Here is an 18572-nt window from a genome sequence, read left to right on the forward strand (position 1 = left end):
TTGAAATGTATGACACCTATGGAATATCACTCGGCAGCGGCGGCGTAAAAAATCCACCCTGCTGCGCAGCAGGGTGGATTTGAACAAACTCTAAATATTCTTTTGTTTTTTCAGCTGTCTACTTGACAGGGGGCACTCCAGTTCGCAGGCGGCTTTTTAGTATGATTTCTGTTTATGAGGGAAATGTTATGCAGAATTTATCAGAAGCGCAGTTAGAATTTTTAAAATTAGAGTTTGGACTTACCGAAAAAGAAATATCAAAATTATCCTTAGATGAATGGCATAAAATCAGAGAAAAATGTGCCGATATTGAAATCGAAGAAACATATTTAGATGAACTTGATGAGTCACTTACAGAAGATGATGATGAATTTTACGATTGTGTGCATTGTACCGAACGTGGAGAAATTGCCGCAAGTATCGTTGATTTAAAGTATAAGCAATTATTTGTGTAATATATAAAGTTTTATTAAGTCAAATGCAAAAGCTTTTTATTTGACCATATGAATCTATATCCTTCCCGCATAAAATCCTTCTCCCTGCAAATAATATCAAAAGGTATTATTTGCAAGGAGATTTTTATTATGAAAAAAGACCTGGAGCATAAGCCCTATATACCTGCGGAGAAGATAACACCCGAATTTACCGTAACATCGGTCATTTCGGGAATTATCCTTGCGGTGGTGTTCGGGGCGGCAAACGCATATCTGGGACTGAGAGTGGGACTGACTGTCTCCGCATCAATTCCTGCGGCGGTAATATCTATGGGAGTTATGAGAGGGCTTCTGAAACGTGACTCGATCTTAGAGAGCAATATGGTGCAGACCATCGGCTCTGCAGGGGAGTCAATTGCGGCAGGAGCTATATTCACCATACCTGCCCTGTTTCTCTGGGCAAAGGAGGGAGCGGCACCATACCCCGACCTGTGGGAAATATTTCTCATAGCCCTCTGCGGCGGACTGTTGGGAGTGGCATTTATGATACCCCTGAGAAATGCCCTTATCGTGAAGGAACACGGCGTTCTCCCATACCCCGAGGGAACAGCCTGCGCCGAGGTGCTTCTTGCGGGAGAAAAGGGCGGCAAGGGGGCAGGCAGCGTATTTTCGGGAATGGGCATTGCCGCTCTCATCAAGCTTATAACAGACGGATTTCGAATTGTCTCGGGAGCGATCACCGTTCCCGTGAAAGCCTTAAAGACCCATTTTTCGGTGGAAATATACCCTGCTCTGCTTGGAGTGGGATATATCTGCGGTGCAAAAATTTCCTCTTATATGTTCGCAGGGGGACTGCTTGGCTGGTTCGTGCTTATCCCCGCTATAGTCATATTCGGAGGAGATACGGTGCTTTATCCCGGAACTGTACCCATTTCTCAGATGTATGAAACAGGCGGCGCAGCTGCCATATGGAGCAGCTATATCCGCTATATGGGTGCAGGAGCGGTGGCAGCTGGAGGTATCATCAGCCTTGTAAGGTCTCTGCCCCTCATATTCTCGGCTTTCGGAGCATCGGTAAAGGGCTTAGGCAGCAAAGCAGGCAGCAGCCGCACCGACAGAAACCTTGATATCCGTGTTACCGCTGTTATAGCTGTCTTTGTTATCCTGCTTCTTTGGCTCTATCCCGGCATACCTATATCCCTTGCAGGAACGGTGTTTATCGTAATATTCGGATTTTTCTTTGCCACCGTTTCCTCGAGAATGACAGGACTTGTGGGCAGCAGCAACAACCCCGTTTCGGGTATGACCATCGCCACGCTCCTTGTATGCACGCTGCTTTTAAAGCTTTCGGGAGAAACGGGCAGCAGGGGAATGACTGCCGCCATTGCCGTAGGTTCGGTCATATGCATTATCGCTTCGGTGGCGGGGGACACCTCCCAGGACCTTAAAACGGGATATATCCTTGGCGCAACTCCCGTTAGGCAGCAGATAGGCGAGCTTATCGGCATATTCTCGGCGGCGGCAGCAATCGGCGGAGTAATGCTGCTGCTTGACTCCGCCTGGGGCTTCGGCTCGGAGGAGCTTGCCGCACCGCAGGCTACACTTATGAAAATGATAGTGGAGGGAGTAATGGAGGGAACGCTGCCCTGGGCGCTGGTGTTTATGGGGGTGTTCATTGCTTTGTCTGTGGAGATTTTGGGCATACCGGTCCTGCCTGTAGCCATTGGATTATACCTTCCATTAGAGCTGACAGCGGCAATAATGATAGGCGGACTTGTGCGACTTGCCGCAGAGAGCCGCAGGAAAGCCTCTTCTTCGGGCATACTTTTCTGCTCGGGACTTATTGCGGGAGAGGGACTTGCAGGCATACTCCTTGCGCTGCTTGCGGTCTTTGGCATAAGCGAGCGTATTGACCTTTCGGAAAGCTTCGGTCTCGGAGCGGTGGGAACGATAATTCTTCTCTTGGCGGTAATATTTTTCATTCTTCGTGCGGCGGCAAAGGAGGATATGACAAATGAAAAAGCGGATAACTCCCGATGATATCCCCCTGCCCGCAAAGGATTTATGCACCGAATGGGGCAGCTTGGGCGAGGCGGTCATTTTAATGCATAACAAGGGCATATTTGACCGCATTGCACAAAAGATTTTCGGCAGACCCGAAGTATCACGCATACACCTTGATGAAACGGGCAGCTTTATCTGGAGCTGCATTGACGGCAGCAGCATTACGAAGATAGGAGACAGAGTAAAGGAGCGGTTCGGGAATGCAGCCGAGCCGCTTTATCCGAGACTTATAATGTTTTTTACAGAGCTTCGGGACTGCGGATTTGTGGAAATAGCAGAATAAATTTAATCTCACGCAAAATGGGACGTTAATTCATCACATTAACGTCCCATACATATTATTATTCACAATGTCGTCCTCTGAAAGATGTCATATAATTGTTATATCCTATAAAATGCAAACTATACTGTTACTTTATGCAAGATATACTTGACATTTTGCAAATTAAAGTATATAATAATAGCAGGAAGGGAGAGAAGTCCCGATGAAAAACAAAAGAATGAAGATCGCACGAATGGAACACGATATGAACCAGGAGGCTCTGGCTCAGAAGGTTGGCGTTACAAGGCAGACCATAGGAATGATAGAATCGGGTAATTATAACCCGACCCTTAATCTCTGCATAGCCATTTGCGACGCCCTTGACTGCACCCTTGATGAACTTTTCTGGACGACGAAAGAAGAAAGGAGCGAAAGCTATGAAAAACAATGAAGCAATGAGAAAAGACCTTGCGGACAAACTGAAAACGGCATATCCCTATGCCGACGAGCGTACATCTCTGGTCAGCGAAAAAGGGCTTGCCGCCTGCGGAATTATCGCAATATTCTATGTGTTTGCAAGGATAGTATATGTGGGCTTTCACGGCGGACTTGCGCTGCCCGAGCTTGTCCTGCTTTTTATAATGGTGTTTGCAATAAAACGGGTCAATTATAAGAATAAGGTGTTCCCCCTGCCCACGGTTATGGGAAAATCACTTGACCCCGCTCCCACCGCAAAGGGAAAAAGAATAGCCCTCTATGCCCTGAACGCCCTTCCCTTAGCTGTGTCCTGGACTGTTATTGATATGCTTACCGATGTGACAGGTCAGTCGGGCGGCATTAAGCAGCTGATAACCGATTTTCTGTCTATGTTCATAGTTGCATTTATATTTGACACTATCGTTAACGAAATACGTATCAAGAAATATAACGCACATTCAGCCGAGCTTGATAATATGGAAAATGACTTGAGCGATGACTGACAAAAAACCGCCTTGACGAACAGGGCGGTTAGTTTTTTATTCTTCCCAATCGGGATTTAATTGATATTCATCACATTTTATTTGTTCATTGCTGTCAATAGTGATCTTGCACATTTCAACCGGAATGCCGTTAGGATAAACTTCGCAAGCACTCCAAGGAGCATTATCAAGCACTTTATATTTTTGGCAGCTCATACATTTTGAATATTTGATCATTATTCCTTCACCAGCACCTTAACTATCTCACCCATAACCACCTTGTGTATATCCCCATCGGGATACCAGTGGCGGTGCTCCTCTGCAAGAGCACTTATGTCCATATCCTGAGTGTATATCTTTTTGCATACAAATATCATCTCAGCCTGCTCAAAAGCCGCAGTTCCGTCAATAAACAGGGGAGTAAGCCCCGTTTCCTTAGCCTTGTCGCAGTCTCTGCCCGAATGAGCGCCGCAGAATTTCAGAGCGTTTCTCTCCGACTCGGGATAAAAGCTTACGGTAAAAAGCTCATTTTTCTCCACAAACTCAAGGGTGTGGCGGCTGAGCCTGATAACGGTCTCCATCACGTTTTTGCCCCACATTACGCCCATAAAGCCCCAGGAAGCGGTCATAGTGTTGTAGCCTTTTTCGTCTCCTGCGGTGATGAGCATCCATTGCTTTCCTATCTTGTCAAAGGGGTTGAATGAAAGCTCCGAAGCACTTATCTCTTTAAATGACATACCGATTACCTCCAAAAAATAATATTATAAATATACTTGAAAAAGCGTTTATTTATTCCTCTGCCCCGTCAATAACGCCGCCGCCCACAACGATGTCACCGTCATAGAACACACACGCCTGACCCTTTGCGGGAGCACGTACGGGAGAGGAAAATTCTGCTCGCATGATACCATTTTCAATGGGGAATATTACCGCTTCCTGCTCCCTTGCGCTGTATCTCGCCTTAGCAGTCACCCTCATAGGCTCGGAAAGCTCCCCCACGGAAATGAGATTAACATCTCTCAGAAAAAGAACGGACTTAAACAGGTTTTTTTCGTCCGATAAAGTGACCGTTCCATTTGCGGGATCCTTGTCCGTAACAAAAACGGGTCTGCCGAATGTAACTCCAAGACCTCTCCGCTGACCGATGGTGTAGTTTATGATACCAGAATGAACGCCGATCTTGTTTCCCTCATTGTCAATAAAATCGCCGCTCTTGGGAACATATCCCGTATACCGCTCAATAAACGCCGCATAATCACCGTCGGGAACGAAGCAGATGTCCTGACTGTCGGGCTTTCGGGAATTTATAAGCCCCTTTTCCTCAGCATACTGCCTGATTGCAGGCTTGTCCATACCGTAAAGGGGAAAAAGCGTGTGAGCAAGCTGCTTTTGAGTGAGAGTGTAAAGCACATATGTCTGGTCTTTTCGCCTGTCAGCAGGGCGTTTCAGAAGATATCTGCCGTTTTCATATGCGATATCCGCATAATGCCCCGTGGCAATAAAGTCAAATCCTAAAAGCTCCGCACGTCTCAGCATAAGGTCAAATTTCATATGCCTGTTGCACTCAATGCAGGGATTTGGCGTTTCACCTCTGATATAGCTGTCCGCAAAGGGCTTCATTACGTGCTTGCCAAAATCATCTGTAAAATTAAGCGTTATGTGGTCAATGCCCAGCTTTCTGCATACGCTTTTTGCGTCGTCCACGTCTGCAAGAGAACAGCAGCCGCCTTCGCCGTAGCCCTCACCAAGTACGGAATTATCGTACATTTTGAGAGTGCAGCCGCATACCTCATATCCACGTTCACATAAAAGAGCCGCCGCCGCAGAGCTGTCCACGCCGCCGCTCATTCCCACGAGAACCTTCTTTTTACTCATGATCAGCTATCCTTTTCAAACAAATGCAGTAATCTTGTGAGCGCCAACCCTCCCACCGTTTCTATAAAGGGCGAAAGGGACAGCACGTATGTCCAGAAATTGATGATGCCTGTTCCCGTGTATTTTATCATTATGGCAAGAATGTAAAACAGCGAAAACACTCCGCCGAACTGAATGAAACAAATTCTGTCATAGGTGCGGTTTTTAGAAAGCAGCTGCCTTGTGACAAGATTTATGATAAGTGCTATCATTGCTCCTCCCACAATGGCAACAAGCTTATTCACAGGTTCTCCCGAGTATATCAATCTTATGTTGAACTTTATTCCCCAGATAACGTAAACAAGGAAAAACAGAATAGCCGGAATAATGTCCCTCAGATAAAATATCCAGCCGCCGAATTTAAATATTTTAAACGGCGTGTCGGAAAAAACCGCCACGTGGCTTTCGGTAACGTTTCTTTTGAGAACGACCTGCTTTTCTCCGTCTGCAGTCTTCTTTGAATAGGTGAGACTGACAGAGCCGTCCTCCTCAAACTGCCTGCTTCCCTTTGAGTAGTCCTTCAGTATCTTGTCAAGAAGCCATTCTGCCTCGTTAAAGCGCTCGTGGCGTGCAAGACTTGAGATTATATAGCCGTAGTTCATTTATATCAGCTCCTTAAAACTTTCTATACGCCTGTGAACACAGTCTTTCAGTGCCTCAAAATCCCCGAAATGACCGCTGTTGACGCCGATGGTGTAAAATCCGTTCAGGTAAGCCGTCTTTGCGGCGTGAGGGGAATCCTCGATAACCGCAGTTTCCCGGGGGCTCACACCCATTTTTTCGGCGCACATAAAAAATATCCTGGGGTCCTCTTTGGACGAGCCTGCTTCGTCGGAGGTCACAATAAATTCAAGGCTGTCAAGAATGCCGTTGTGCTTTAAAACTCCCTCAGCCAGCTCTCTTGAATTTGAAGTGGCGGCGCACATTTTAATGCCACGTTTCTTAAAGCTTTGGATAAGCTCCTTTGCATAAGGCATAAGCTTGACTTCAAAAAAGTATTTTTCTCTGACTATCTCGGTTATTTCCGCCGCCACATCTTCCGCACTTTCGGGGAGAGAATAAAGCTCCTTGAGATACTCCGCAGCACTCATAAAATGCATAGATTTCAGGGCAAGGGATACCTCGCTGTCATATTCAATGCCTCTTCGACCCAGAAATATCCTGTCCGACTCGGTCCATACCCCGAGACTGTCCGCAAGAGTGCCGTCAATGTCAAAAATGACCGCTTTAAAATTCTCCATACTTATTCCTCAACAGCGTATGTAAGGTTTTCCCATATAAGGGATACGCCGATGTCCGTCTCCTCGGGGAGAAGAGCCATTGCAATGAAAAGCTCCTCTCCCGAATTTTTATCCTTGAGTGTGGCATATTCGCCCTCTATTTTAATTACTGTATAATGCTTTGTTTCCATACCGAACTCCTTATAAAAAGCTTATTCCTCGTCTTCTTCACAGAGCATCAACCACTCATCGGAAAGTTCCGCCGACTGCTGCTTTAAGCTTTCGTACTCTGCACACTTCTCGTTCATAAGCACATAATCCGCCGCCGCCTCGGGAGAAGTCATTTCCTCCTGAACAGCCGCCATTTTAGTTTCAAGCTCGCCAATAAGCTTTTCAAGCTCCTTGATTCGGCTGCGGCGCTTTGCGTCCTTTGCACGCTGTTCTTTCGAGCGGTATGCCGCCGCATTTTTCCTTTCGGCTTCTTCTTTGGCTTTCTGCTGCTTTTGTTCTGCCAAAGCCTCCTGCTCCGCAAGATTTCTTGCCCGCTTGTCATCAAGATATTCCTCAAAGCCGCCGTTAAATTCGTGAAGCTGCCCCGGAGTTATCTCAAAAATCCTGTCGCATATGCGGCTCAGCAGATATCTGTCGTGGGAAACGAGAATGACCGTTCCCTCAAATTTCGCCAGAGCCTCTTCAAGGACTTCCTTTGCGTCAATGTCAAGGTGGTTTGTAGGCTCGTCAAGGATAAGCACATTGCCCCTCTCAAGCATCATAATGGCAAAACACAGCTTTGCCCTCTCGCCGCCGCTTATGACTCCCACCTGCTTGAACACGTTCTCTCCCGTAAATTTCACAAGTCCCAGCAGACTTCTAACCTGTTCGTCGGTCATACCTCTGCGGCGGTCGTGAATTTCGTCAATGACTGTCTTGTTAAAATCCAGCTGGGAATTTTCCTGATCGAAGTAGGATATCTTAACATTCTTGTTCCACTCAACCGAACCTCTCGGGGAGCGTATCTTTTTCTGAATGATCTTAAGCAGCGTGGATTTTCCGATTCCGTTAGGTCCCACAATGCCTATCTTGTCGCCCCTGCGGACAGCAAAGGAAATGTTCTCCGCAAGAAGCTTGTCTCCTGCGGTAATGTCAATGTTCTTTACAGCCAGAACATCAAGAGGCGGCTCATAATCATATTCAAAGCGAATTTTCGCCTTTTTCTCATAGGTAACGGGTTTTTCGAGAATTTCCATAGCCTCAAGCTTTTTCACCCTGCTTTTAGCCATAGCCGATGTGGTGGCACGGACGATGTTCCTGTCCACAAAATCCTGAAGCTTTGCTATCTCAGCCTGCTGAGCCTCGTATTCCTTGAGCCTACGTTCGGTATCGGCGGCTTTAAGCTCCGTAAATTTGGTGTAATTGCCCTTCCACCTGCGAAGCTTTGTCCGCTCTATCTCGCATATTGAAGTGCACAGCTTGTCAAGAAAATATCTGTCGTGAGAAACGATAAGAAGTGCACCCTTGTACCCCGAAAGATAGTCCTCAAGCCACATAATGGTGTCAAAATCCAGATGGTTGGTAGGCTCGTCAAGTATAAGCAGACGAGGATTTTCCAGCAGCAGCTTTGCCATAGCAAGACGGGTCTTTTCGCCCCCCGAAAGAGTGGAGATCACCCTGTCATAGGTCTCGGGAGGAAAGCCCATACCGTTTAAAACAGTCTTTATCTTAACGCTTATGAGATACCCCTCATTCGCTTCAAAGAAAGCTGTCTTGCGGTCATACTCGGCGCTTATCTCCTTAAAATGCGCCTCGTTTTCGTGAACCTCGGGGCGGGACATTTCCTCCTCAAGGCGGCGAAGCTCCTCCTGCACCGACAAAAGCTCCGAAAAGACCGACATCATCTCCTCCATTACCTTAGAGGAGCGGTCAAGCCCCGAGTTCTGCTCCAAAAATCCCACCGTTGAACCTCTTGTAACAGCTAAATGGGGCACATTCGGCTCGGGCTGAGTCTCATATTCCTCTTTGCCCGTGATTATTTTCAGAAGCGTGGATTTTCCGCAGCCGTTCACGCCCACAAGTCCTATTCTATCATTGTCCTCAATAGTAAGGCTCACATTGTCAAGCACAGTTTTCCCGTTATATATCTTCGAGATATTTTCCATTGAAAGTATCATTGTCCCTTTTCTCCCGATAAAAAAGTCATATATTTTATTATAGCATATTTCGGGGAGGATTTCAACTACAAAGATTGAAATTTTCGGAATTAAGTGACAAAGAACAAAACGATGTAGTCTATAGATACCCTTAATTCAAATACAAATCAGATAGGCATACTAATTTTTGTTTTCAACTTCATATATGAGAATATATTTAACAATTTAGCCCCGAAATGCAGTTCATATTTATAAAACCTGCATTTCGGGGCATTTCATCCCTCATATTCACCGAAAAGTTTACCATTCGGTTTACAATAAGCCGATTTTTACCGCCAATTTACAAATTATGACAATCGGTTCAAAAAATTGGGGGAAATTCCGGTTATTTCTGCTTCTCCTGCTTGTACTCATACCCGTAGCTCTGATAATAGCCATATTTTTTGCCGTATCTGCCGTACTTCTTTTTGCCGTAGGAGGACTTCATACCGCCGGTGCAGAATGACTTTATAAAGCCAAGCTTTTTGCCGTTGGCGAGACTTACCTTTTCGAGAGCCTCGGCGATCTCGGGGTGAGATGTGTAGTTTTCTCTTACCACGAAAACGTGTCCGCCGATAATGCTGTTCATAAGCTGTGAGTCGGTAACAACGTTGATGGGCGGAGTGTCAAGCAGCACATAATCATACTTTGCAGACACATTCTCAAGCAGTTTTGCCATTATACCCGAGCCTAAAAGCTCTGTGGGGTTGGGCGGTATAGGACCCGAGACGAGAATGTCAAGAGAGCTTCTCACATCTCTGTTAATAGCCTCCTCAAGGGAGCAGAAGCCTCCCAGCACCGATGATAAGCCGTTCTGTCCGCCAAGCTTAAAGGCGGTCTGTACCGTAGGCTTTCTCATATCGCAGTCGATAAGAAGCACCCTTTTTCCCATATCCGCAAAGGCAATAGCCATATTGGCACAGGTAGTGGACTTGCCCTCTCCCGGCTCAGCGCTGGTAAATCCGATGATATTGCCGCCCGAAGCAGCAAGGGAGAAAATAAGGTTTGTTCGTGCTGCCCTGTACGCCTCGGCAATGACGAAGGGTGTGTTTTCGTCAAGGAGATAACGCTTTGACGAAGCCCTTTTCGGGGAAGCATTGCGCTTTTCACTCGGCTTTTTTCCATATCCGTAGCCGTAGCCCTTGCCGTCAGCCGCCTCAAAGTCCATTATCTCGGCAAATACAGGTACGCCGTAAATCTTGGAAAGGTCGTCTCTCGGGGTCACCGTAACGCTCAGTATCTCCTTTAAAAAGAAGATGATATACGCCGCCGCCGCACCTAAAATAACGCCTGCCGCACAGAATATCATAGGTCTTGGGAAGGACGGATTTTCGGGCACTTCGCCATACTCCACCACTTCTATTGAGCCTGATTTGATGACCCTCATAAACTCGTCACGTGCAAGCTCCACAAGCACGTTCACGATATCGGCGGAAAGCTGCGGGTCCTCGTTTGAAGCGGTTATCCGCATTACCTCGGTGCTGTTTACCGACGTTACCGATATCATACCGCTCAGTTCCTCCTTTGTGTAGGGAAGGTCAAGCTCGTATATAACCGAATCGAGCATCTTATTGCTCTGGAAAATTATCTGGCAGGTGTTAACCAGCTTCTGAGCGGCGGTGATGTCGTTTACGTTAAGGGTCTCGGTCTTGTTCTGATTATTCTCCACGTAAAGCATAGCCGAGGACTCGTACTGCTTGGGAACGAGAAACTTAGCCGCCGAAAAGCCTGCCGCTCCGCATATGACCGCAGAAACGGCAATGGGAAGAAGGTGGCTTTTGAGAACGGAGAATAGCTGCTTTATATCAATACTGTCTTCCATCGGGGAAATTGCTCCTTTATTTTTTAGCTCTTTTTCGCTTTAAATGCGGTAGCCACCATATCCGGACCGCTGTTAGCGGCAATGGCTCCGCCTACTCTGAACACGATGTCAACAGGGGGATATCCCAGCCGCTCTGTCAGCACCTTGGCTATCTCCTCGGCATAGGCAAGGTTTCTGCCGCCGATAATGATGTAGGGCGAACCTTCGGCTATCCTGTCGCAGGTAACGTCCGCAAGCTTGGGAACCACGTTCTGCTCACCTCTTGGCTTTGCCACCACCTTAGTGTTTTCGCCCTTCAGAAGGATAACGGGCTTTAGTCCCAGAAGTTCTCCCGCAAAAGCTGCCGCAGCGCTTATCCTGCCCGACTTCTTTACATATCTCAGGGTGTATGCCGCAAGGTATACCTCGCAAACCTCAAACCAGTCGGCAAGATACTTTTCTATCTCGTCGGCGGACTTGCCCTCCTCAGCCATTTTTGCAGCTTCAATAACGGGATATCCGTAGGTTCCCGAATAACTTGTGGAGTCGAGGACTCTTATCTTCACCTTATCAGCCTTGTCGGGGTGAGCAGAGAAAAAATTATCCCTTGCACAGCAGGCGTTCTGATAGGTAGCTGAGCCGTGAGAATTTATTGAGATAAAGAAAATATCCTCATAGCCTTCTGCGGCGTACTTTTCAAAAAGCTCCTCAAACTCGAATACGGTGAGCTGGGAATGTACGGGAAGCTCGGGGGAGCTGTCGATAAGGTCGTAATATTCCTCCTTGGGGATATCGCCGTCACGGAAGCTTTTGTCACCTACGGTAATGGGAAAACCCTGAACGTCAATGTTATATTTTTCGCTGTATTCTTTTGTGATATCGCTGGCGGAGTCGGTGATGAACTTGATCTTTGACATAATGTTTTTTCCTTTCAGATTATTATTCGTTCCAATTATATTTTGTAAGCCTGCCCTCGGTCTCAAGGTCGGGATAATCCCATTGCCTTAAGACCTCGTAAACGGCTATGGCGACTGAGTTTGACAGATTAAGGCTCCTGAGAGTGCTTCTCATAGGTATGCGGACGCAATTGTCCGGGTGAGCGTACAGCAGCTCCTCGGGAAGCCCTGCGTCCTCTCTGCCGAATATGAGATATGAATTGTCGGGGTATTTTGCTTCGGAGTGTATCTTCCTTCCCTTTGTGGTGAAAAAGAAGAAATTGCCTCCTTTATTTTTCAGTAGAAAATCCTCTGTATTATCGTAATAGGTGATATCCAGCTTGTCCCAGTAGTCAAGCCCCGCTCTTTTGAGCTTCTTGTCATCTATCTGAAAGCCGAGGGGCTTCACAAGATGGAGCCTTGCTCCCGTAACGGCGCAGGTGCGGGCGATATTTCCCGTGTTCTGGGGTATCTGCGGCTCTACGAGCACTATGTTAAGACGCATTTGCCTGCCTCCTTTTTAAAGTGACTCATAGTCGCAGAGGTCGTGCCTGTCCATAAGAAAATCAAGACATCTTTCAAGCAGTATGCCCTCTCTTGGGTCTGTGCTGTAGCCGTAGGTGGTCTTTATGGCAAGCTCTAAGAATGCGGCTGCTCTGTTCATAGCAATGGGCAGGCTGTCACCTCTTAAAATGGAGCCTGTGAGCACCGAGGCAAAAACGTCTCCCGTACCCGGGTAGCCTGCATTCACCTGCACATAGGGAACCTTCCAGAATTTGTTATGCTCACGGTCATAGCCTGCATTACAGCATTCTCCGCAGATATATGCGCTTGTTATTACAACGGTCTTGGGACCCAGCTCCGAGAGCCTTACCAGAATACTCTTCATCTCGGAGGATGAACGGGGCATAAGGGTGGGGTCTTCACCTAAAAGTATAGCCGCCTCGGTCATATTCGGGGTTATTATATCTGCAACGGCGGCAAGCTCGCCCATTCGGCGGCGAAGTTCGGCGGTGCAGGTCTTATAAGGCTTGCCGTTGTCCGCCATAACGGGGTCTACCACCTTTAATGCCTTGGGATAGCTTGAGAAGAACTCGAGGCAATGGTCTATCTGGCTTGTGGAAGCGAGAAAGCCGCTGTAAATGCAGTCAAAGTCCATTTTCAGCCTTTTGTAATGCTCGAGCGCAGGGATTATATAGTCGGTGAGATCTCTCATCACCACCTCGCCGAAGCCTCCCGTGTGGGCGGAGAGGATAGCTGTGGGCACGGGACACACCTGTATGCCCATAGCCGAAAGCGTGGGGAGAATTACCGACAATGAACACCGTCCCACTCCCGAAAGGTCGTGGATAGCGGCAACCTTGATATTGCTGTTCAAGAAAAATACCACCTTTGTAGTGTAGGGTTTATTTAAACTGTAGCTGCGGCGGCGCATATGACACGCTCTGCACCGAGCCTCAGAAGCAGCCCCGAGCAGGCGTTCAGCGTTGAGCCGGTCGTAAGAACGTCATCTATGAGAAGCACCGTCATATCCGAAAGGGGAGTGCCGTGAAGGTCTGTAAAGTATATCCTTTCTGCTTCACGCTTTCTGTCCTCCTCACTCAGAGTGTGCTGTGCAGTCTTTGAAAATCTCCTTTGGATAATGTCAGTCCTGACGGGGATATCTGTTCCCTCCGTAAGATGTTTTGCAAGCTCCTCCGCCTGATTGTAGCCTCTTATCCGCTTCTGCTTCGGGGACATTGGCACGGGAACGGCAAGGTCTATGCTGTGAATTACTTCCATTTCCGAAAGTTTATCTCTTAATGCCCTTCCGAAAATTGCGGCGGCGTTAAGGTTATTTTTAAACTTTAAGCTGTAAATGCCTTCCTTGGCAATGCCCGAATAATAGGCTGCCGAGGCGCATAAGGAGTATTCGGGAGACTCTTTGCATAAACAGTCGGGACGCTTGGGCTTTCCGCATTTGGGACAGATATGCTCATCTGCCCAGAGTATCTCGGAAAAGCACTCCTCACAGCAGAGGACATTGTATGGGATAAATCCGCCGCAGAATGGGCAGCGGTTTGGAAAAAGGAAATCAAGAACATAGCTTTTTATTCCGCTGTCGCCACGTATGATACTGCCGTCCATCAGCCAAGCTCCTGCTCGATCATATGCCGCAGGCAGGTGTAGCGGAGTGTGCGGCGGTCGTTGTTCACCATTTTCTCAACGATAGATTTTGAGCCGACTATCACAAGCATTTCCTTCGCTCTTGTAACGGCGGTATAAAGGAGATTTCGGTAATAAAGCTTGTCAAAGCCTCCGAGAAGCGGAAGTATAACGGCGGTAAATTCGCTGCCCTGACTTTTATGGACGGTTATGGCATAGGCAAGCTCTATCTGTTCGGTCATTTCCACCGAATACTCGGCTATCCTGCCCTCGAAGTCAATGACCACCGTTCCCTCGGAGCGCTTTACCTTGACTATTGTGCCGATATCCCCGTTAAATATGCCCGAGCCTTCCTCGCCGTCCTTTTTCCATACAATGTCATAGTTGTTTTTTGTCTGCATCACCTTGTCGCCGTCTCTGAATGTGAATACCTGTCCTTTAAGCTCGGCAAGCTCCTTTTTCGGGGGATTTATGCGCCGCTGGAGAAGCTTGTTCATCTCCACCGAGCCTAAAACGCCTTTCCTTGAGGGGCAGAGCACCTGTATATCCTCGGTAGGGGAGTAGCCGTAGGCGTTGGGGAGACGCTGTACGCAAAGCTCCGCAACGGTCAGGGCGGCTTCTTCCGAATTAAGCCTCTGCATAAAGAAGAAGTTGCTGTCCTTTCGTGTAAGGTCGGGCTGTTCGCCGCTTACGATCTTGTGGGCATTGGTGACGATACAGCTTTGCTGTGCCTGTCTGAAAATTTCATTTAGCGCCACAACGGTGAGCCTGCCGCTGTCTATCATATCCTTGAGGATATTCCCTGCGCCCACCGAGGGGAGCTGGTCGCTGTCGCCCACCATAATAAGTCTGCAGGACAGCTTCAAGGCTCTTAACAGCGATTCAAAAAGCAATGTATCCACCATTGACATCTCGTCGATTATCATTACGTCGCAGGATACGGGGTTTTGCTCGTTGTGCTTGAATTTCAGCTGTCCCGAGTTATCGAACATCACCTCAAGCAGGCGGTGAATGGTCTTTGCAGGGTAGCCTGTCAGGTCGGAAATGCGCTTTGCCGCACGTCCTGTGGGAGCGGTTATCATTACCTTCATACCACGCTGCTCGTATAGGGAGATTATCGCCTTGAGAGTTGTGGTCTTGCCCGTTCCGGGGCCTCCCGTAAGTATGAGAAAGCCTTTTGACAGAGCGAGAGAAATTGCTTCTCTCTGCTTTTCGGCATAGGTGATTATCTTGGTTTTTTCTTCTATATCAATAAGCTTGCGGTAATCAGTTCCCGTGTCCTTGAAGCAGTCGTTCATTACGGAAAGGCGGGAGCTGATGTACTGTTCGGCACGGAAGAAATCAGCCAAGAATACGAATTTCCTGCCGCCCTTGTCGTAAATGCAGATATCGTTATCCTCCGAGGCGGCGGAAAGATTGTCGTCAAAGACTTCTTCGCCTACGGAGAGAAGCTTTAATGCGGCTTCCTTGAGCCTGTCAAGGGGGAGACAGGTGTGACCGTTGTAGGAATTATGCATAAGGATATAGATAATTCCTGCCTTTACACGTCCGGGACTGTCGGGGGATATTTCAAGCTTTGAAGCCATTTCCTCGGCTTTTGTAAATTCAAGCTCTAGCCCGGGACCGCAGAGGACATAGGGATTTGATTTTATCATCTCCACCGCAAACTGCCCCCACCTTTTCCACGCAGCCACCGCCACAGAAGGGGATATGCCATAGCCTGTGAGGAATATCATCAGGGAGCGGACTCCCGATATGCGGCGAAATTCCTGAGCGATCTCCTCCGCTTTTTTTGGGGACACTCCCTTTATTTTGGTAAGCTCGTCGGGGGAGTTTTCGATCATCTCAAGTGTCTTGTCACCAAACTGCTCCACCATTCGCTTTGCAAGGGTAGGACCTATTCCCTTGATAACGCCCGAGGAAAGATATTTGAGGATAGCCGCTTCGGTAACCGGCATTTTGCGCTCGCAGGTCTCCGCCTTAAACTGTGCGCCGAATTTCGGGTGATTTACGTATCGCCCCGTAAGGCGAAGCTCCTCGCCCTCCTCAATGGTTCCAAGCTCGCCTACTACGGTCACGTAGTCGCTGCCCGTATCAAGATCAAGGACGATGTAGCCGTTCTGCTCGTTGCAGAAAAGAATATCCTCGGCAGTTCCCTCTATATGTATAAGCTCGTTTTCGCTTTTTTGCATTTTGATTTATCCCCAAAATAAAAAACTTCTCTTTATTATACCATATTTACGCACAAATTGCAACCGTTTTATTATTTTATTTTGCACAGGGGACTTCGGAAATTTGTTTTTCAAAAATGTTCTGACATTTTTCGCCTGAAACCGTTGACATATTTTCCGAAATATGCTAAAATAAATAAGTTATAATGCTTTAAGTATGCTCAAATGCAGTCAGCTCTGCCGAACGGAGGGTTTTACGCAATACCCTGCGAAAAACGGTCTGAGGGACACCCCCTCTGCGGCTCATTGCAGATGAGATATTTCAGAGCAGGAATATTCTGACGATTTGAATGCCCGTTTCGGGCTTCGTCCTGCACGATCCGGGCAGGACATAACGAAAGGAAAGATAATTAAAATGCTTCTCAACGGTTCACAGATAATTCTCGAATGTCTCCTTGAACAGGGAGTTGACACAGTTTTCGGATATCCCGGAGGCGCTGTGCTTAATATTTACGACGCACTTTACGACTACAGCGACAGGATAACCCATATCCTCACATCTCACGAGCAGAATGCAGGCCATGCCGCAGACGGATATTCCCGTACCACAGGCAAGACAGGCGTTGTTATCGCAACCTCGGGACCGGGCGCAACAAACCTGGTCACCGCCATCGCCACCGCAAATATGGACAGTATCCCAATGGTAGCCATCACAGGAAACGTAGGCACAAGCCTTCTCGGACTTGACTCCTTCCAGGAGGTTGACATCACAGGCATCACAATGCCCATCACCAAGCACAACTACATCGTAAAGGACGTTAAAGACCTTGCGGACATCATCAGAGAAGCCTTCTTTATCGCAAACGACGGCAGAAAAGGCCCCGTCCTCATTGATATCCCCAAAGACATCACCGCAGCAAAGTGCGAGTATGAGCCTAAGCCCCTGCAGGGTCACAGCTCAAGCGTAAAGGACAGCGAGATAGAAGAAGCCGTAAAGGTCATCTCTTCTGCCGAAAAGCCCTTCATTTTCGCAGGCGGCGGCGTTGTGCTTGCAAATGCGGAGGCACAGCTTGCAGAGTTTGCAGAGCTTATCGACGCTCCCGTAAGCCTGTCCCTTATGGGTATGGCTTCCTTTGACAACGAAAGCCCCCGTTATACGGGAATGCTCGGTATGCACGGCACAAAGACCTCTGCTCAGGCGCTTATAAACAGCGACGTTATCGTTGTTTTAGGCTCAAGATTTTCCGACCGTGTAACCTGCAACACATCTTCATTCTGCAACAACATAAAGAATGCAAAGGTAGTACATATCGAGATAGACCCTGCCGAGTTTGACAAGAACGTTCCCGCCGATGTTCACGTTCAGGGCGATGTAAAGCTTGTCCTCACCGAGATAATAAAGAAGCTGAAAGACAAGCCCGAGATAAAGCACCACGAATGGATGGCACAGATAGCCGAGTGGAAAAAGACCTATCCCTTAAAGCAGGTAGGTATGAACGAGGAATCCGTTCTTCCTCAGTACGTGCTTGAGACTCTTGCAGACATCACAAACAGGGACGCTATAATCACCACCGAGGTAGGACAGCACCAGATGTGGGCTGCGGAGTATTTCCCCTTTAAAAATCCCAAGAGCCTTGCCACATCGGGCGGTCTCGGAACAATGGGCTACGGTCTGGGCGCAGCTATCGGAGCAAAGGTGGGCAATCCCGACAAGACTGTTGTAAACATCGCAGGCGACGGAAGCTTCTATATGAATATGACCGAGCTTTCCACACTTGCAAAATATCAGATGCCCGTTATTGAGCTTGTTTTCAACAACACCGTTCTCGGAATGGTAAGACAGTGGCAGAGACTTTTCTACAACTGCCATTTCTCTCAGACCACCCTTGAAAAGCCCACCGATTTTGAAATGCTTGCAAAGGCATTTGGCATTGAAGCCGTTACCATAACAAAAAAGAGCGAGGTAAGGGAAAAGCTGGAATATGCTGTTTCCTGCGGCAAGCCCGTTCTTATCAACTGCATCATCGACAAGGACGTAAACGTTCTGCCTATGGTTCCCGCAGGAGCCTCCGTTGCAGAGCCTATCCTCGATATCGCAATTGACTGCTGATATGCAAACGTCAAAGAAATGTCCGCAAAAGCTTTGATATATGCGTTTTTGCGGGCAGAGCTTTGTTACGTTTGCCAAAGCGGAAAGTATAACTCCGCCCCGTTTACATTTTTGCAGACGGGGCGGTTTTGTATATTTTTAAGTTTGTAACAAAGCAAATGTGAAAACAGTTTAGACCAATTTTTTACCATTATCAAAATTTATGGGAATGCTGCAAATGCAGTAATATTTTTTAAGTTTCCCCAAAAAGCAAGTATCAAATCCAAAGGAACAACGTAGGTAAGGGAAAAACGAGCAGAATTTTTTTGAAAAATGGAAAAAAATAGTACAATAAAAGCTCCAATATGGTATAATGTTAATAACCACAAAAA

General features: G+C 47.5%; 18 protein-coding genes. 6 read left to right on the forward strand and 12 right to left on the reverse strand.

Annotation, left to right across the window (positions count from 1 at the left end; genetic code table 11):
- Window positions 1–161 precede the first annotated feature (161 nt).
- The 5 genes from ACR0QN_RS11940 (at window position 162) to ACR0QN_RS11960 (ending at window position 3740) form a co-directional block, all read left to right on the forward strand.
- Window positions 162–455 (forward strand): hypothetical protein, encoded by a 294-nt coding sequence (locus ACR0QN_RS11940; protein WP_432651438.1) that lies wholly within the window; start codon window positions 162–164, stop codon window positions 453–455.
- 129 nt (window positions 456–584) lie between these two features.
- The gene (locus ACR0QN_RS11945; protein ID WP_432651439.1) at window positions 585–2474 is read left to right on the forward strand and encodes an OPT family oligopeptide transporter; all 1890 of its coding nucleotides are present in this window, start codon (window positions 585–587) and stop codon (window positions 2472–2474) included.
- Window positions 2449–2781, forward strand: coding sequence for a PqqD family protein (locus tag ACR0QN_RS11950; protein WP_432651440.1), 333 nt, complete (start codon window positions 2449–2451; stop codon window positions 2779–2781). Before ACR0QN_RS11945 ends, ACR0QN_RS11950 begins: the two co-directional genes overlap by 26 nt.
- 202 nt (window positions 2782–2983) lie before the next feature.
- Window positions 2984–3211 carry a helix-turn-helix transcriptional regulator gene (locus ACR0QN_RS11955; RefSeq protein WP_432651441.1) on the forward strand — a complete coding sequence of 76 codons (228 nt, stop codon included), beginning with the start codon at window positions 2984–2986 and terminating at the stop codon, window positions 3209–3211.
- Window positions 3198–3740: a hypothetical protein gene (locus ACR0QN_RS11960; RefSeq protein WP_432651442.1), complete on the forward strand. Its 543-nt coding sequence runs from the start codon at window positions 3198–3200 to the stop codon at window positions 3738–3740. The genes ACR0QN_RS11955 and ACR0QN_RS11960 overlap by 14 nt, the downstream gene beginning before the upstream one ends.
- Window positions 3741–3955: 215 nt before the next feature.
- Here the strand turns inward: ACR0QN_RS11960 and ACR0QN_RS11965 are convergent, their stop codons facing one another.
- The 12 genes from ACR0QN_RS11965 to recD2 all read right to left on the reverse strand — a co-directional run bounded on the left by ACR0QN_RS11965 (window position 3956) and on the right by recD2 (window position 16112).
- Window positions 3956–4456, reverse strand: coding sequence for a flavin reductase (locus tag ACR0QN_RS11965; RefSeq protein ID WP_432651443.1), 501 nt, complete (start codon window positions 4454–4456; stop codon window positions 3956–3958).
- A 52-nt stretch (window positions 4457–4508) separates the two neighbouring features.
- Window positions 4509–5594, reverse strand: a complete 1086-nt coding sequence (mnmA, locus tag ACR0QN_RS11970; RefSeq protein ID WP_432651444.1) for a tRNA 2-thiouridine(34) synthase MnmA — start codon at window positions 5592–5594, stop codon at window positions 4509–4511.
- A 2-nt stretch (window positions 5595–5596) separates the two neighbouring features.
- Window positions 5597–6235: a hypothetical protein gene (locus ACR0QN_RS11975; RefSeq protein ID WP_432651445.1), complete on the reverse strand. Its 639-nt coding sequence runs from the start codon at window positions 6233–6235 to the stop codon at window positions 5597–5599.
- The gene (locus ACR0QN_RS11980) at window positions 6236–6874 is read right to left on the reverse strand and encodes an HAD family hydrolase (RefSeq protein ID WP_432651446.1); all 639 of its coding nucleotides are present in this window, start codon (window positions 6872–6874) and stop codon (window positions 6236–6238) included.
- 2 nt (window positions 6875–6876) lie between these two features.
- Window positions 6877–7044, reverse strand: coding sequence for a hypothetical protein (locus ACR0QN_RS11985; protein ID WP_432651447.1), 168 nt, complete (start codon window positions 7042–7044; stop codon window positions 6877–6879).
- 21 nt (window positions 7045–7065) lie between these two features.
- A complete protein-coding gene (locus ACR0QN_RS11990) occupies window positions 7066–9021 on the reverse strand; it encodes an ABC transporter ATP-binding protein (protein WP_432651448.1) in 1956 nt (651 codons plus the stop codon).
- Between the two features lie 364 nt (window positions 9022–9385).
- Window positions 9386–10861 carry a polysaccharide biosynthesis tyrosine autokinase gene (locus ACR0QN_RS11995; RefSeq protein ID WP_432651449.1) on the reverse strand — a complete coding sequence of 492 codons (1476 nt, stop codon included), beginning with the start codon at window positions 10859–10861 and terminating at the stop codon, window positions 9386–9388.
- A 23-nt stretch (window positions 10862–10884) separates the two neighbouring features.
- A complete protein-coding gene (locus tag ACR0QN_RS12000; RefSeq protein ID WP_432651450.1) occupies window positions 10885–11757 on the reverse strand; it encodes a DegV family protein in 873 nt (290 codons plus the stop codon).
- Window positions 11758–11779: 22 nt separating this feature from the next.
- Window positions 11780–12280, reverse strand: coding sequence for a tRNA (uridine(34)/cytosine(34)/5-carboxymethylaminomethyluridine(34)-2'-O)-methyltransferase TrmL (trmL, locus tag ACR0QN_RS12005; RefSeq protein WP_432651451.1), 501 nt, complete (start codon window positions 12278–12280; stop codon window positions 11780–11782).
- Between the two features lie 15 nt (window positions 12281–12295).
- A complete protein-coding gene (locus ACR0QN_RS12010) occupies window positions 12296–13153 on the reverse strand; it encodes a pyridoxamine kinase (RefSeq protein ID WP_432651452.1) in 858 nt (285 codons plus the stop codon).
- 32 nt (window positions 13154–13185) lie between these two features.
- A complete protein-coding gene (locus ACR0QN_RS12015; RefSeq protein WP_432651453.1) occupies window positions 13186–13902 on the reverse strand; it encodes a ComF family protein in 717 nt (238 codons plus the stop codon).
- On the reverse strand, window positions 13902–16112 hold the full coding sequence (gene recD2, locus ACR0QN_RS12020; protein ID WP_432651454.1) for an SF1B family DNA helicase RecD2: 2211 nt from the start codon (window positions 16110–16112) through the stop codon (window positions 13902–13904). The genes ACR0QN_RS12015 and recD2 overlap by 1 nt, the downstream gene beginning before the upstream one ends.
- A 394-nt stretch (window positions 16113–16506) precedes the next feature.
- Between recD2 and ilvB the strand changes: the two genes are divergently transcribed.
- Window positions 16507–18201 (forward strand): biosynthetic-type acetolactate synthase large subunit, encoded by a 1695-nt coding sequence (gene ilvB, locus ACR0QN_RS12025; protein ID WP_432651455.1) that lies wholly within the window; start codon window positions 16507–16509, stop codon window positions 18199–18201.
- Window positions 18202–18572 lie beyond the last annotated feature (371 nt).

Source organism: Huintestinicola sp. (assembly GCF_050874005.1).
Classification (GTDB): Bacteria; Bacillota; Clostridia; order Oscillospirales; family Ruminococcaceae; genus Huintestinicola.

What these genes read in the sequence shown, in the direction of transcription:
- ACR0QN_RS11940 (WP_432651438.1), top strand. Translation starts at nt 162, where the DNA reads ATGATTTCTGTTTATGAGGGAAATGTTATGCAGAATTTATCAGAAGCG.
- ACR0QN_RS11945 (WP_432651439.1), top strand. Translation starts at nt 585, where the DNA reads ATGAAAAAAGACCTGGAGCATAAGCCCTATATACCTGCGGAGAAGATA.
- ACR0QN_RS11950 (WP_432651440.1), top strand. Translation starts at nt 2,449, where the DNA reads ATGAAAAAGCGGATAACTCCCGATGATATCCCCCTGCCCGCAAAGGAT.
- ACR0QN_RS11955 (WP_432651441.1), top strand. Translation starts at nt 2,984, where the DNA reads ATGAAAAACAAAAGAATGAAGATCGCACGAATGGAACACGATATGAAC.
- ACR0QN_RS11960 (WP_432651442.1), top strand. Translation starts at nt 3,198, where the DNA reads ATGAAAAACAATGAAGCAATGAGAAAAGACCTTGCGGACAAACTGAAA.
- ACR0QN_RS11965 (WP_432651443.1), bottom strand. Translation starts at nt 4,456, where the DNA reads ATGTCATTTAAAGAGATAAGTGCTTCGGAGCTTTCATTCAACCCCTTT.
- mnmA (WP_432651444.1), bottom strand. Translation starts at nt 5,594, where the DNA reads ATGAGTAAAAAGAAGGTTCTCGTGGGAATGAGCGGCGGCGTGGACAGC.
- ACR0QN_RS11975 (WP_432651445.1), bottom strand. Translation starts at nt 6,235, where the DNA reads ATGAACTACGGCTATATAATCTCAAGTCTTGCACGCCACGAGCGCTTT.
- ACR0QN_RS11980 (WP_432651446.1), bottom strand. Translation starts at nt 6,874, where the DNA reads ATGGAGAATTTTAAAGCGGTCATTTTTGACATTGACGGCACTCTTGCG.
- ACR0QN_RS11985 (WP_432651447.1), bottom strand. Translation starts at nt 7,044, where the DNA reads ATGGAAACAAAGCATTATACAGTAATTAAAATAGAGGGCGAATATGCC.
- ACR0QN_RS11990 (WP_432651448.1), bottom strand. Translation starts at nt 9,021, where the DNA reads ATGATACTTTCAATGGAAAATATCTCGAAGATATATAACGGGAAAACT.
- ACR0QN_RS11995 (WP_432651449.1), bottom strand. Translation starts at nt 10,861, where the DNA reads ATGGAAGACAGTATTGATATAAAGCAGCTATTCTCCGTTCTCAAAAGC.
- ACR0QN_RS12000 (WP_432651450.1), bottom strand. Translation starts at nt 11,757, where the DNA reads ATGTCAAAGATCAAGTTCATCACCGACTCCGCCAGCGATATCACAAAA.
- trmL (WP_432651451.1), bottom strand. Translation starts at nt 12,280, where the DNA reads ATGCGTCTTAACATAGTGCTCGTAGAGCCGCAGATACCCCAGAACACG.
- ACR0QN_RS12015 (WP_432651453.1), bottom strand. Translation starts at nt 13,902, where the DNA reads ATGGACGGCAGTATCATACGTGGCGACAGCGGAATAAAAAGCTATGTT.
- recD2 (WP_432651454.1), bottom strand. Translation starts at nt 16,112, where the DNA reads ATGCAAAAAAGCGAAAACGAGCTTATACATATAGAGGGAACTGCCGAG.
- ilvB (WP_432651455.1), top strand. Translation starts at nt 16,507, where the DNA reads ATGCTTCTCAACGGTTCACAGATAATTCTCGAATGTCTCCTTGAACAG.